Below are 14,734 nucleotides of genomic sequence, written 5' to 3'. Positions count from 1 at the left end.
AGGGCAGTTTGTTTTTTATAGCAACTCGAATTATTTAGCGTGCTATTAGTGTTTTTCGTTAAATTGAAGGCTCTATTACTGCCAAATGCTCCTATAATTTTTGTTATAAAATACGTTCTATTTATTTATATATGCTGTGCTATTATTAGCGTCGCCGAAAGTGTAATAACGAGGCAATACACCATGTCCAATACGACTACCAGCGCACAATGTGCCACTTCTTCTGCTATTTCTGTCACGCCAGAAAAAAACAATCAAAAAATTAATCTACTTGATTTAAATCGCAAAGAAATGCGTGAATTTTTTGTTCAATTAGGTGAAAAACCCTTTAGAGCTGATCAAGTGATGAAATGGATTTATCACTACTGCTATGATGATTTTGAGCAAATGACCGATATCAACAAAGTGCTTCGTACTAAGCTACAGGCCATTGCTGAGATTCGTGCGCCTGAAGTTTCTGAAGAACAACGCTCATCTGATGGCACCATCAAATGGGCAATCGCCGTTGGCGATCAACAAGTTGAAACGGTTTATATCCCTGAGGATGACCGAGCAACTCTATGTGTATCATCACAAGTGGGTTGTGCTCTTGAATGCAAATTCTGCTCAACGGCTCAGCAAGGATTCAATCGTAATTTACGTGTTTCTGAAATTATTGGCCAAGTATGGCGTGCGGCTAAAATAATTGGCTCATTAAAATCCAGTGGTCGTCGTCCAATTACTAACGTTGTAATGATGGGAATGGGTGAACCATTACTTAATCTGAATAATGTAGTGCCTGCCATGGAAATTATGCTTGATGATTTTGGGTTTGGTTTATCTAAACGCCGAGTGACAATATCGACATCAGGTGTTGTTCCTGCTCTCGATAAACTCGGTGATATGATTGATGTGGCATTAGCGATATCGTTACATGCGCCTACAGATGATATCCGTGACGATATTGTGCCTATTAATAAAAAATACAATATCGAAACTTTGTTAGCGAGTGTTAATCAGTATCTGACTAAATCGAATGCAAACTCAGGCCGTGTAACCATTGAGTATGTGATGTTAGATCATGTCAATGATAGCGTTGAACAAGCCCATCAGTTAGCTGAGTGCTTAAAAAATACGCCAAGTAAAATTAATTTGATTCCTTGGAACCCGTTCCCTGGCGCACCTTACGGGCGCAGCTCGAATAGTCGTATCGACCGGTTTTCTAAAGTATTGATGGAATATGGATTTACAACAATAGTACGCAAAACTCGTGGTGATGATATTGATGCTGCTTGCGGACAATTGGCTGGCGATGTTATCGATAGAACGAAGCGGACATTGAAAAAACGCTTAGTCGGGGAACCTATTGAGGTAAAAGCAGTCTGACTTATAGATAATATCTAATCAGTGAGTTAGGTTATGATTCGGGGTATTTTATGGTTAGGCAAAATACCCTTATTCACCTACAATAGTTGGAGCAATAAATTTAATTGTTGCTTCATAGCTATGATGAACTAAGACGAATAAAGCGCTGTAAAGTTTGCTTTATATTTTTTCAACTTGGAAATAGTGCTATCAGCAAATGACTATCGAAAATAATAGCGAACAAACTAATGTCACTGTAGGACAATTATTATCACAAGCGCGTGAGCGTAAGGGCTTATCTCAAGAAACTGTTGCGGAGAGGCTTTGCCTGAAGATCAGTACAGTAAAAGAGATAGAACAAGATATTCATCCAACCGGTGTAGAACCTACTTTTTTACGTGGCTATATTCGATTATATGCTCGTATGGTGAGTATTCCCGAAAGTGAAATACAGGTTTTATTAAAAACAGATGAGCCTATCCAAGTTTCAAATGTTTCCCCAATGCAAAGTTACTCTCTGGGTAAAAAACGCAAAAAACGCGAAGGTTGGTTAATGAAACTGACTTGGTTGATTGTTATTGTTTTGATAGCAATGGTTGGTTTTTGGTGGTGGCAAGATCATAACGCTCAAAAAGATGAGCTGGTTACAATGGCAAATCAAAGTGATTTGATTTTATCTCAACAAAGTAGCGATACAAATCCGGTTGAGTTATCAAGTCCATCTGTAGATACGCTAGTGGCTAATCCTGTTACTAATCCGGTCGTTAATAATAATACTGTTGATGGCGCCGCGGTTACATTAACTCAAGATCAACCTTTGAGTATTCAAGATACCGAAGTGCAGCCGGTTAGAACGATCCCATTGCCAAATACACAGCAATCAACGCCTGCTGTTAATCGAATTCAATCTGCTGAAACTGTCGATGCTGCGCCTGTTAGCACGAGCGCATTGGCGTTGAATTTCAGCGGACCCTGCTGGTTAGAGATCCGTGATGCGAATAATAAAATCGTTTTCAGCGGAACTAAAAATAGCGGTGATAAATTAGAGTTAAATGGTACACAGCCTTTTCGCTTAAATATTGGCGCACCAGCGAATGTGACTATTCAGTTTCAAGGTAATACCGTTGATCTTAGCCGATTTATTAAAGCCAACCGTCCAGCTAGATTAAAACTACCAGAAGCTTAATTGGTAAGAATAATGCAAAGAAGCAGACTATATCCTAAAACCTCTTTTGTGATAGTTTATAGTTTGCTTTCTTGTGTATAGTGGAATGCGTAAGAAGTAAGAACCATACATTATACTAAAGTATTAAAGAGCACATGGACGTTTGGAGAATTAACAAAAAATGCATACTGAATCACCGATAAAAAGACGCAAATCCACCCGTATTTATGTAGGCAATGTGCCTATTGGCGATGGCGCACCTATCGCCGTTCAATCAATGACGAATACACGTACAACAGATGTCGATGCGACTGTTCGTCAGATTCAAGCGTTAGAGCGTGTTGGCGTTGATATCGTACGTGTTTCTGTTCCGACGATGGATGCCGCAGAATCATTCAAACTCATTAAGCAACGTGTTAACGTACCATTAGTGGCTGATATTCATTTTGACTATCGTATTGCCTTAAAAGTTGCGGAGTATGGTGTTGATTGTTTACGCATTAACCCCGGAAATATCGGTAGCGAAGAACGTATTCGCCAGGTTGTTGACTGCGCTCGTCATTACAATATTCCAATCCGTATTGGTGTAAATGGCGGCTCATTAGAAAAAGATATTCAAGAAAAATATGGTGAACCGACCCCTGAAGCGTTGGTTGAATCAGCAATGCGCCATGTTGATATTTTAGATAGACTGAATTTTGACCAATTCAAGGTTAGTGTTAAAGCTTCTGATGTTTTCTTGGCTGTCGGGTCTTATCGCTTGCTAGCAACTAAAATCGATCAGCCTTTGCATCTAGGAATTACTGAAGCAGGTGGCGCACGTGCTGGTTCTGTAAAATCAGCTATTGGCCTTGGTATGTTATTGTCAGAAGGTATCGGTGATACTTTACGTATTTCATTAGCCGCAGATCCTGTTGAAGAAGTTAAAGTGGGCTTTGATATACTGAAATCGTTGCGTATTCGCTCCCGTGGTATTAATTTTATTGCCTGCCCAACTTGCTCGCGTCAAGAATTCGATGTAATTGGCACGGTGAATGAATTAGAGCAGCGTTTAGAAGATATTATTACGCCAATGGATGTTTCTATTATTGGTTGTGTGGTGAATGGCCCAGGAGAAGCTGAAGTCTCAACTCTGGGTGTTGCCGGTGCAAAAACGAAAAGCGGTTTCTATGAAGACGGTGTTCGTCAAAGAGAGCGTTTTGATAACAATAATATTATCGATCAGCTTGAGGCCAAAATTCGTGCTAAAGCGGCGATGCTTGATGAAAGTAATCGTATAGAAGTTAATTTGCTCGAAAAATAGTATTGGACAACTGGCTCGAATGAGCCAGTTTTTATATACTCGTCATGCTTCAAGTTGTAGTGTAGTTATTCGCATTCAACTTGAGTTATTTTTTGAGTGTCACGGCATTTTTGATTGGCCGATTTTTGAAATTTTAAGTGCTAATGGTGTAAATCAACAGAATAATCCCGATTGCAGGGACTAAATACAGTTTGTTGATTGAACCTGAAGATACTTCGCTCTTATAATCGAACTTATGTAATTCTGAAAATAGAGAAATAAAGTGGGAAAAAATATCCAGGCCATTCGTGGCATGAATGATTACTTGCCAGCTGATACCCGAGTATGGCAAAAAATCGAAGCAACATTGAAAAATATTTTACAGGGTTATGGTTTTAGTGAAATTCGTACCCCGATTGTAGAGCAGACCCCGCTATTTCGTAGAGCGATTGGTGAAGTTACGGATGTCGTTGAAAAGGAAATGTATACTTTCAATGATCGTAATGACGAAAGTCTGACTTTGCGGCCTGAAAATACTGCCGGTTGTGTACGCGCAGGTATTGAGCATGGTTTGCTGTACAATCAGGAACAGCGTTTATGGTACTTGGGGCCAATGTTCCGTTATGAACGCCCTCAAAAAGGCCGCTATCGCCAATTCCACCAATTAGGTGCAGAAGTTTTTGGTTTAGCCGGTCCTGATATAGACGCAGAAGTTATTTTAATGACTGCACGCTGGTGGAAAGCATTAGGGATTAGCGATCACGTAACGCTTGAACTGAACTCAATTGGTTCACTTGAAGCACGTGCTAACTACCGTGATGCATTAGTTGCATTCCTTGAGCAGCATAAAGAAACGCTCGATGAAGACTGTAAACGTCGTATGTATACTAATCCCTTGCGTGTCTTGGATTCAAAAAATCGTGATGTGCAAACACTATTAAATGATGCACCGGAGCTATTTGACTACCTCGATGCGGAATCACGTGAACATTTTGACGGCTTATGTAAGCTGTTAGATAGCGCTGGAATTCAATATCGGGTGAATCAACGTTTGGTTCGTGGCCTAGATTATTATAATCGTACCGTGTTTGAGTGGGTGACAACTGCACTTGGCTCTCAGGGGACGGTTTGCGCAGGTGGTCGTTATGATGGTCTGGTTGAGCAACTTGGTGGTCGTGGAACACCTGCTGTTGGCTTTGCTATGGGCATGGAACGTATGGTTCTACTGGTTCAAGAAGTTAACCCAGAATTTATCGCAGATATGTCAGTGGCTGATGTTTATTTGGCTTCATTTGGTGAAAATAGCCAACAAGCTGCATTGTTAGTGGCTGAAAAAGTACGTGATGAGCTGCCAACACTGCGTTTGATGACCAATCATGGCGGCGGCAACTTTAAAAAACAGCTTGCAAGAGCTGATAAGCAAGGTGCTAAAATCGCGCTTATTTTGGGTGAAGACGAAATTCAAAATAGCCAAGTGACAATCAAAGATTTGCGCACGGGCAACCAAGAAACCATTTCACAGCAATTAATGGCATCGCGTTTAGCTGAGCTGTTAGGTTAAGGAGAGACAAGTGGAAGTCTATACAAACGAAAATGATCAAGTCGATGCGATTAAGCGTTTTTTTGCTAATAATGGTGTTGCATTAGTGGTTGGCCTTGTCATCGGTGTGGGTGGCGTATTTGGTTGGAATTACTGGCAATCTCATAAAACTAACGTTTTACAAGAAAGTGCTCAAAAATATGAAGCTGTTAGCACTCAGTTGCATTCAGGAACTGTTCAAGGAATTGAAGCCGCACAAAAATTTGCGGCGGAAACAGATGATGTTTATAGCGCAATGATGGGGCTTGAACTTGCTCAGATTTCAGTGGATAAAGGCGATTTGGCTAATGCACAAAAAGCATTAACTGATGCTTTAGCGAAAGCTAAAACCGTCGATATGCAAGATTTAATTAGTTTTCGTTTAGCCAGAGTCCAATTGGCTCTTGGTAATCTAGACCAAGCGATGACGTCGATTGAAAATATTAAAGGTAAGTCATGGCAGGCTGCTGCACAGGATGTCCGTGGTGATGTTTTGCTCCAAAAGGGTGATAAAGCAGGCGCGAAAGCGGCGTACACTCAGGGGTTAGAAAGTGATGGTTCTCAATCTCTCAGAGGCATTTTAACTCTGAAATTGAACAACGTATCTAATTCATAAGAAGAAAGGAAACGACAAACATGCAGTTGCGCAAAACTCTCTTGATTGGCCTAGTCGCTTCAGCTTTACTTGCCGGTTGTTCTAGCGAAACTGATTCTATTATCATGGCTCCGCTACCTCAGGTTGAAAATCAATTTACCCCATCTATCGTTTGGGATAAATCAGTGGGTAATGGTACTGAACAATTTTATTCAGAGCTGTCACCAGTATGGGACGGTACTGCTGTCTATGCCGCCGATCGTAAAGGTCTAGTTAAAGCACTAGAGCTTGATAGTGGTAAAGAAATTTGGTCTGTTGATCTCTCGAAGCGTACAGGTTTCCTTTCTGCGAATTTATCTGCGCTGTTATCCGGTGGCTTGACTATCTCTAATGATAAAATTTTCATTGGAACTGAACGCGGTACCGTCATTGCTTTGAATAAAGAAGACGGTCAGGTCGTTTGGGATGTTCCAGTCGCAGGTGAAGCATTATCTAGACCTGTGGTGAGCAATGATCTCGTGATGATCCACACCAGTAATGGACAACTGCAAGCGTTAGATGAAAACAGCGGTGAAATTAAATGGACAGTGAACATGGATACGCCTTCATTGTCTTTACGTGGTGAATCAGCGCCGGGTGTCGCCTTCGGTGCCGCCATTGTTGGTGGTGATAATGGTCGAGTTAGTGCTGTATTACTTTCGCAAGGTCAGCTGATTTGGCAACAACGTATTTCTCAAGTAACAAGCTCTACCGAGATTGGTCGCTTGGATGACGTTGATATGAGCCCAATTATTGATGATGGTAAAGTTTATGCAATCGCATATAACGGAACATTAGCGGCTTTGGATATGCGTTCAGGTCAAATTCTGTGGAAACGCGAATTAGGCTCAGTGAATAACATGGTGCTTTCGGGCGAGAATCTTTATCTTGTTGACCAGAACGATCGCGTATTATCCGTACGTAAGAGTGATGGTGTGACTCTGTGGACACAAGAAGATTTGCTCAACCGTGGTTTATCAGCGCCTGAAATGTTTAATGGTTATTTAGTGGTGGGTGACAAAGAAGGTTACCTGCACTGGTTGGATATGGCTACTGGCGGTTTTGTCGCGCAAAACAAGCTAAACAGCTCTGGTATTCATAGTCGCCCAGTTGTTGCTAGTGATAAATTAATGGTTCAGGCAAGAAACGGAACGGTTTATCTGTTAACGCGTTAATTTCCTGACAAGTTGTCAATTTATCGATAAAATTAACGGTTCCTGAATCAAGGAACCGTTTCGTTTTTTTGTTTTCTGAGTGTGCTTGTACTTATGCGTCAGAATTCTTTTAGTTAATTAAAGTTGTGAGGCATCTAAGAATGATACCCGTCGTAGCGCTGGTTGGGCGTCCAAACGTAGGAAAATCCACGTTATTTAACCGATTAACCCGTACCCGTGATGCACTTGTAGCGGACTTTCCCGGTCTGACTCGTGATCGTAAATATGGTCGTGCCGAAGTAGAAGGGCATGAATTTATTATTATCGACACAGGGGGTATCGATGGTACAGAAGAGGGCGTAGAAACGCATATGGCTGCGCAATCGTTACAAGCGATTGAAGAAGCCGATGTCGTCCTATTCATGGTCGATGCGAGAGCAGGGTTAATGCCTGCTGATGAAGGTATTGCAAAGCATTTACGTAGCCGCAAGAAAAAAACTTATCTCGTTGCAAATAAAACAGATGGTATTGATGCAAACACAGTTATCGGTGATTTTTATTCACTGGGTCTTGGTGAAATTCATCCAATAGCCGCTTCCCATGGCCGCGGTGTGACTCAATTGATTGAGCAATCATTAAAACCTTTCATCGAAACTGAAGATGAAGATGTTGAGCTCACCGATGAAGAAGAAAATGCCGCATACTGGGCTGCGCTGGAAGCTGAAAATGAGCTTGCTGAAGAGGAAGAAGATGATTTCGATCCAACAACATTACCGATAAAATTGGCAATTGTTGGGCGTCCTAATGTGGGCAAATCTACCCTCACAAACCGTATTTTAGGCGAAGATCGTGTTGTTGTCTTTGATATGCCAGGCACGACTCGCGATAGTATCTATATTCCGATGCAACGCGACGAGCGCGAATATATATTGATTGATACTGCGGGTGTGCGTAAACGCGGTAAAGTGACTGAAACAGTTGAAAAATTCTCAGTAATTAAAACGCTGCAAGCTATTGAAGATGCAAACGTTGTTTTACTGGTTATTGATGCACGAGAAGGTATCTCAGACCAAGATTTGTCTTTATTAGGCTTTATTCTTAATGCCGGCCGTTCTTTAGTGATTGCGGTCAATAAATGGGATGGTATGAAGCCTGAAGATCGTGACCATGTCAAAGATATGCTTGAGTTACGTCTTGGTTTTGTTGACTTTGCACGTATCCATTTTATCTCTGCATTGCATGGTAGTGGTGTGGGTAATCTGTTTGAATCAGTGCAAGAAGCTTATGAGTCAGCGACACGTCGAGTTGGAACCGCATTGTTGACACGCATTATGAGCATGGCAGAAGATGAACATCAGCCGCCGCTTGTTCGTGGTCGTCGTGTGAAATTAAAATATGCGCATGCGGGGGGACATAACCCACCAATCGTCGTTATTCATGGTAACCAAGTCACTGATCTACCTGATAGTTACAAGCGTTATTTGATGAATTATTTCCGTCGGTCTTTAAAAGTGATGGGTACACCGATTCGCATTCAATTTAAAGAAGGCGAAAACCCATATGCAAACAAGAAAAATAAACTAACGGCAACTCAGCTACGTAAGCGTAAGCGCCTGATGCAGCATATGAAAAAACGCTAGTTTTAAAAGCGAATGCGAAGGTAATTAATTACTTTCAGCAAGCTACTAAAAAGCCGTAACAAATTCATGCTGTTACGGCTTTTTACTATATTTAATGAGTTATGTTTTTCTTGCAGTTCTGAAAGTATAGTCAGTCATTCAAAAATCGAGCACCAACCCATTTAAAATAGATAAAGATAAAATTTATATATGGTGCTAATAATTGAGGGTAACAATGGAAATTAATGCTTCTACTCGTCTTAATAAATATATTAGTGAGAGTGGTATTTGCTCTAGACGTGATGCTGACCGTTATATTGAGCAAGGTAATGTTTTTATTAATGGTAAACGCGCAGCCATTGGCTCACAAGTTTTTAGTGGTGATGTGGTTAAAGTTAACGGACAACTGATAGAGCCGCGTGATGAAGATGATTTAGTGCTAATTGTGCTGAATAAGCCAGTGGGCATTGTGAGCACTACCGAAAGTGGTGAAAAAGATAACATTACCGATTATGTGAATCATAGTACTCGTATTTTTCCAATCGGCCGATTAGATAAAGATTCTCAAGGTTTGATTTTTCTAACAAACCATGGGGATTTAGTGAATAAAATCTTACGTGCTGGTAACTCTCACGAGAAAGAATATATTGTGACCGTGAATAAACCGGTTACTGATGATTTTATTACTGGCATGGGCGCTGGTGTACCTATCCTCGGTACGATGACCAAGAAATGTAAAGTTAAAAAAGAAGCTCCGTTTGTTTTCCGGATCACTTTAGTTCAAGGTCTTAATCGTCAAATTCGTCGGATGTGCGAACATTTTGGTTTTGAAGTGACGAAACTTGAACGTGTTCGCATCATGAATGTGAAATTGACGGGTATTCCAGTGGGTGAGTGGCGAGATTTGACAGATGACGAATTGATTGAATTATTTAATTTAATTGAAAAATCAGAGTCTGATGTAAAGCCAAAAAAACAAGCTAAGCCAAAAGTGCAGGCTAAGCCTAATACCCAAACAGCTAAACCTAAAGCTAAACCAGATACATCATCGCAGAAAAAATTTACCCAACCGGGGCGTAAAAAGAAAAAACGTTAATCTGGAAATAGATTAAGAAGAGTTGTTTACTGAAAGGCTGAAGAAAAGAAATAGAAATTGAATTTCTTAGATGTAGGCCTTTTAATATCTAAATCTATTTTAATTTAAAAGTCAGCCAAATTTACGGCCGACAAAGAAAAATAGATGATTAATTGAGGCTATTTATTATTTAAAACTAATAAGTTAATACTTAGATATTATCTAGTTGTACCCCTACATCAAGCCAGCTTTGGATCGTTTTAGCTGATATATCTTCATCAAACAGGTTTTTAGCTGCTCTAACTGTAGCATTAGCAAACTGTTTAAATGTTGAGGTTCGAGTAACTAGAGGGTCAGAAACAGCCGCAATCCAAATCTTCCCTGCTACATCCCATGAATTTCCACCGAGCTCGCATGCTAATAGATAGAATGCTTTATTGGGTATCCCTGAATTGATATGGACACCACCGTTATCAACAAAAATAGAGAGTTCCATATAATCATCCATGTGACCGACTTGCGGGTCATAATTGAGATTATCTATGTGGTAAGCTGTACCGGGTTCCTTTAATGAGCGTAATGCGGGGGCTCTGACTTTATCAAGGAAAAGATTTTCGCCTAATAGCCAATTAGACTCGTTTGCACTTTCGTTATTAACAAACTGTTTTACCATGATGGCAATAACATCCGCTACCGATTCATTCAGTGCACCAGATTGAAATACATAATCGAAATCTGCTTGAGAACTAATATAACCATGGGAAAGTTCGTGGGCTACTATATCAATATCATTGTAGAAAGGGCCAAAAGTTTTACCATCACCATCCCCAAAGAAAATAGCTTGAGAATTCCAAAATGCATTGGCGTAATTTGAACCATAATGAATGACCGCATTAATATCAGTATCACATCCAAACATTTTATCTATGTTTAATTTCTCTTCAAAAAATGAACGAATGATCCCGATGGAATGAAAAACATGGTGCGCAGCCATGCTAGGTGCAACGGTATCTTCTTCTTGCATAACAATGGAGAAATCTTGATGAGGCATGTGCTGATCTGTTGGCATTTTATCACGGCTGCAAATAGGTAGATCAGAATGGTTGTGATATCTATCTTCCCTGCGTTTTTTAGCATCTCTAATGATTCGATTATAGCTTTTAGTGTTACCACTAGCGCAGGAAAATAAACTTCTCTGGTATGCCGCATCTTCTTCTGAATAAGTGCGACTCATAATTTCATTAATATGGTTAAGTGTATTTTTTAAATGTATGCATTGAGTTTCTTTATAGAAATTAGAAACTAAACAAGGTGATAACAGTGAACGTCCAAGAATTTTACTCATAATTGACTCCATTTCATGTGGGTGAAATGGAATCATAAACTGCTAATGAGATAAATGTAACTAGTTGATAATTAAGGTTTTTAAGTAATTACTGCTAATTTATATTAGAGTTATAATCTCGACTCGTTACTGTTTTATTACATAAACTTGTGCCATTAGTTATTTGTCTAGCCACTCTTTTCCCAAAACTAAAAAGTCTGTATACAACTTGGCTTCTGGGCTGTCGGCTTCAGGATGATAATCATATTCCCAGCGGACTAATGGTGGCATGGACATCAAAATAGATTCAGTACGGCCTCCACTTTGTAAACCAAATAAAGTTCCTCTATCCCACACTAAGTTAAATTCTACGTAGCGGCCACGGCGATATAATTGAAATTGCCGTTCTCTATCACCCCATGAATGGGTTCGACGTTTTTCAACAATAGGTGCGTAGGCTTGTAAAAAACCATTTCCAACATCACGGGTGAAATTGAAACAAGTCTCAAAGTCGTCCTGATTTAAGTCGTCAAAGAATAGGCCACCAACACCGCGTGGCTCATTACGATGTTTTAGATAAAAATACTCGTCGCACCATTTTTTATATTTAGAATAAATATCAGCGCCATAGGGTGTACAGAGGTCTCTGGCAACGGTATGCCAATGAATGACATCTTCGTTGAAACCATAATAAGGCGTTAAATCAAACCCACCACCAAACCACCATACAGGCTCACAACCTTCTTTTTCGGCAATAAAAAAACGCACATTGGCGTGAGTGGTTGGAATATAAGGATTTAGGGGATGAATGACTAAAGAAACGCCCATTGCTTGATAACTACGACCTGCAAGTTCAGGGCGATGAGCGGAAGCGGAGGCGGGGAGTTTTTCACCTTTGATATGCGAAAAATTCACACCGGCTTGCTCGAAAATTGCACCATTCGTCAAGACGCGGCTACGTCCACCACCACCTTCAGAGCGTTCCCATGTTTGTTCTAGAAAAGTTTCTTTACCATCGAGTTCAGTGAGTTTTTGGCAAATCGTCTCTTGCAAGCTTTGCAAAAAGGATTTTACACGAGCAATATCAGGGTAATTCATTGTTTTTTAATAGAACCATCAGCAAAAAATAATGGGTAAAGTATACCCTTTTGAACTAAAAAAGGCATATTGAATATTGATTGTGTTTAAAAAGCAGTGATAATGACAGAAAGCTCAGTTTAATTGGATAATTATTATGGAAATACGTATTTTCCGCCAAAGTGATTATGAAGAAGTTATTACGTTGTGGGAACGCTGTGATTTGAATGAATCTACAGGGGATCCTGAACTTGATATTGAGCGTAAATTACAATGTGGCGCAGATCTTTTTTTGGTTGCTGAAGTGACAGGTGAAGTGGTTGGTACCATTATGGGAGGCTATGATGGCATTCGCGGAACGGCTGTTTATTTAGCGGTTCATCCCGAGTACCGTGGTCGTGGGATCGCAAACGCGTTGGTAAGCCGTCTCGAAAAAAAATTAATCGCACGAGGCTGTGCAAAAATTGAATTATTGCTGAATGAAGAATTTGATGAGGCAACCTGTATGTTTGAAAAAATGTTGTATGAAGAAGAGCAGCCTGTGCGTCTGATTTATTCTAAAAAGTTATCTCATGACACCGATTTTTAAGTGTATTGACCTTATATAGAGATATTTTCTTGAATGTTTCTTTAAATAGGTTGTCACAGTATGGATTACACAACCGATTTAAGAGGATGCTATGTCTCAAAGTACAATGTCCCAAAATACAATGGAAAATGTCAGTATTATGGCAAAAATGTTAAAGGTAACCCTACTCGTGGGCACTGTATTATTGTCAGGTTGTGCAGGTACAAGTGCTTTTTCGCCATCGACTTGGTTTACGTCACCATTGACTTGGTTTAGTAGTCCATTGGTCGTGTCAGATTCAGGTGTCGGTCAAGTGACGAGTATGACGCCAATGAAGATGGATATTGTCAAAGAGCAACTTGATGACCGATATACAATGAGAAGTGGGATGCAAATGGAAAATGGCGATGTGGTGACTATTTTCCAAGGTATTGATGATGAAAAAATTAAAATTGAAGTCATCGGGCCAGAGAATGGGTATGTTTCACGCATTATCATTAGCGACCCTGATGTAGTGACTGAATGGGATACTAAAGTGGGTACTTCATTTAGCGATATTTATGATAAAGCTTTTGGAGTTTGCATACTTGGCGCCAGAATGAATGATATACCTACGGTCGAATGTACCGCAAAGCAAAGCAAAAAAGTGGTTTATCGATTTAGTGGTAAGTGGCATGGACCTGAAAATTTAATGCCTTCAGATAGTGACCTTAAAGATTGGCAAGTTTCACAAATTATTTGGACCAAGTAATTATCTTCTTTTGCAAAATGCCGTAAGCGAATCAAACGTTTACGGTATTATCTTTTTAATATTTCTCATCATTTTCCCTTCCTAAATATTCAGCCCTATAATAGAGGTTAAATTTCTATCAAGTCTTGCGCTAAAACAAGGTGAAAATAGCCATTAATAGGATAATATAGGTTATATAGCGTTAGATAACATATTCATTTTACGAGGTTTATAGCATGTCGCATTCCCAAAGTGGTATTTTGAAAGAACATAGTCGTTTCGGTATATTTATTGAAGCAATGGTTGAAGGCTCTCTGGACGATGTGAAATTAGCCTGTAAGCATTTCGTTGATGAACTGACGAAGTTACAATCAAAGTACCCAGATGACCGCCTTGGTGCCGTCATTGCGTTTGGCTCAGAAGTTTGGAAGCAACTTGGGCAGGCACAAAGTGCCCCTGAATTAAAACCATTTAGAGCGCTAGGCAAAGGGTTAGCACCAGCAACCCAAAGAGATTTATTTATCCATATTCAGTCATTACGCCATGATATTAATTTTTCATTGGCCCAAGCCGCATTAAAAGCATTCGGAAAATCAATTCAAGTTGTGGAAGAAATTCATGGTTTCCGTTGGGTGGATGACCGCGACTTAAGTGGCTTTATTGATGGCACTGAAAATCCGCAAGGAGAAGAAATTGCTGAAGTGACATTAATTGATAACGGCAATGATAAAGGCGGAAGCTATGTATTAGTGCAACGCTATGAACATGACTTGAAGAAATGGGATCGTTTTTCAGAGCACGAACAAGAAAAAATGATTGGTCGTACAAAACATGATAGCGTCGAGTTAGATGAAGACGTGCGTAATGTGACTTCTCACGTTTCTCGTGTGGTGATTGAAGAAGACGGCGAAGAGTTGTCAATTATGCGCCACAGCCTGCCATACGGTACTGCAAGTGGTAAGCATGGACTCTTTTTTATTGCCTATTGTGCAACGCTACATAATATTGAAAAACAATTACTCAGTATGTTTGGGGAACAAGACGGCAAATACGATGATCTGTTAAGAATGACGAAAGCTGTATCCGGTAGCTATTATTATGCGCCGTCGATAGAGGCGCTGACCTCCCTCTAAACTCGTTATATTTCAAATTGTAGCTTTTATTCATCCAAGTCGCATATTTG

At 40.1% G+C, this 14,734-nt stretch carries 13 protein-coding genes; 11 read left to right on the top strand and 2 right to left on the bottom strand.

Annotated features, from left to right (window positions below; genetic code table 11):
* Nucleotides 1–183: 183 nt before the first annotated feature.
* From AAZR93_RS06095 to rluF, 8 genes are all read left to right on the top strand, one after another.
* Entirely contained in the window at nt 184–1,365 is a 1,182-nt protein-coding gene (locus AAZR93_RS06095; protein ID WP_336431050.1) for a bifunctional tRNA (adenosine(37)-C2)-methyltransferase TrmG/ribosomal RNA large subunit methyltransferase RlmN, read from the top strand.
* A 196-nt stretch (nt 1,366–1,561) separates the two neighbouring features.
* On the top strand, nt 1,562–2,530 hold the full coding sequence (rodZ, locus tag AAZR93_RS06090; RefSeq protein ID WP_434719252.1) for a cytoskeleton protein RodZ: 969 nt from the start codon (nt 1,562–1,564) through the stop codon (nt 2,528–2,530).
* A 160-nt stretch (nt 2,531–2,690) separates the two neighbouring features.
* Nucleotides 2,691–3,812, top strand: coding sequence for a flavodoxin-dependent (E)-4-hydroxy-3-methylbut-2-enyl-diphosphate synthase (gene ispG / locus AAZR93_RS06085; protein WP_434719251.1), 1,122 nt, complete (start codon nt 2,691–2,693; stop codon nt 3,810–3,812).
* Nucleotides 3,813–4,074: 262 nt separating this feature from the next.
* Entirely contained in the window at nt 4,075–5,352 is a 1,278-nt protein-coding gene (gene hisS, locus AAZR93_RS06080; protein WP_434719250.1) for a histidine--tRNA ligase, read from the top strand.
* A 10-nt stretch (nt 5,353–5,362) separates the two neighbouring features.
* A complete protein-coding gene (locus AAZR93_RS06075; RefSeq protein ID WP_434719249.1) occupies nt 5,363–5,986 on the top strand; it encodes a YfgM family protein in 624 nt (207 codons plus the stop codon).
* 20 nt (nt 5,987–6,006) lie between these two features.
* Nucleotides 6,007–7,179 carry an outer membrane protein assembly factor BamB gene (bamB, locus tag AAZR93_RS06070; RefSeq protein WP_294110629.1) on the top strand — a complete coding sequence of 391 codons (1,173 nt, stop codon included), beginning with the start codon at nt 6,007–6,009 and terminating at the stop codon, nt 7,177–7,179.
* A 140-nt stretch (nt 7,180–7,319) separates the two neighbouring features.
* Nucleotides 7,320–8,798 carry a ribosome biogenesis GTPase Der gene (der, locus tag AAZR93_RS06065; protein WP_434719248.1) on the top strand — a complete coding sequence of 493 codons (1,479 nt, stop codon included), beginning with the start codon at nt 7,320–7,322 and terminating at the stop codon, nt 8,796–8,798.
* 214 nt (nt 8,799–9,012) lie between these two features.
* The gene (gene rluF, locus AAZR93_RS06060) at nt 9,013–9,873 is read left to right on the top strand and encodes a 23S rRNA pseudouridine(2604) synthase RluF (RefSeq protein WP_434719247.1); all 861 of its coding nucleotides are present in this window, start codon (nt 9,013–9,015) and stop codon (nt 9,871–9,873) included.
* Nucleotides 9,874–10,063: 190 nt separating this feature from the next.
* Here rluF and AAZR93_RS06055 read toward each other — a convergent pair whose 3' ends face one another.
* Complete coding sequence (locus AAZR93_RS06055; protein ID WP_434719246.1) at nt 10,064–11,197, bottom strand: M4 family metallopeptidase; 1,134 nt, start codon at nt 11,195–11,197, stop codon at nt 10,064–10,066.
* A 159-nt stretch (nt 11,198–11,356) separates the two neighbouring features.
* Nucleotides 11,357–12,274 (bottom strand): oxygen-dependent coproporphyrinogen oxidase, encoded by a 918-nt coding sequence (hemF, locus tag AAZR93_RS06050; protein WP_294110637.1) that lies wholly within the window; start codon nt 12,272–12,274, stop codon nt 11,357–11,359.
* A 136-nt stretch (nt 12,275–12,410) separates the two neighbouring features.
* Here hemF and AAZR93_RS06045 point away from each other — a divergent pair, with 136 nt between their 5' ends.
* The 3 genes from AAZR93_RS06045 (at nt 12,411) to AAZR93_RS06035 (ending at nt 14,684) form a co-directional block, all read left to right on the top strand.
* On the top strand, nt 12,411–12,842 hold the full coding sequence (locus tag AAZR93_RS06045; RefSeq protein ID WP_294110639.1) for a GNAT family acetyltransferase: 432 nt from the start codon (nt 12,411–12,413) through the stop codon (nt 12,840–12,842).
* 91 nt (nt 12,843–12,933) lie between these two features.
* Complete coding sequence (locus tag AAZR93_RS06040) at nt 12,934–13,572, top strand: RpoE-regulated lipoprotein (RefSeq protein ID WP_434719245.1); 639 nt, start codon at nt 12,934–12,936, stop codon at nt 13,570–13,572.
* A gap of 215 nt (nt 13,573–13,787) precedes the next feature.
* Nucleotides 13,788–14,684: a Dyp-type peroxidase gene (locus AAZR93_RS06035; protein ID WP_294110642.1), complete on the top strand. Its 897-nt coding sequence runs from the start codon at nt 13,788–13,790 to the stop codon at nt 14,682–14,684.
* Nucleotides 14,685–14,734: the final 50 nt, after the last annotated feature.

It is taken from the genome of Providencia sp. Je.9.19, from assembly GCF_051129765.1.
In the GTDB taxonomy this organism is placed as follows: domain Bacteria; phylum Pseudomonadota; class Gammaproteobacteria; order Enterobacterales; family Enterobacteriaceae; genus Providencia.
The sequence above is the reverse complement of the archived record's forward strand: the minus strand, read 5'-3'. Positions and strand labels throughout refer to the sequence as shown.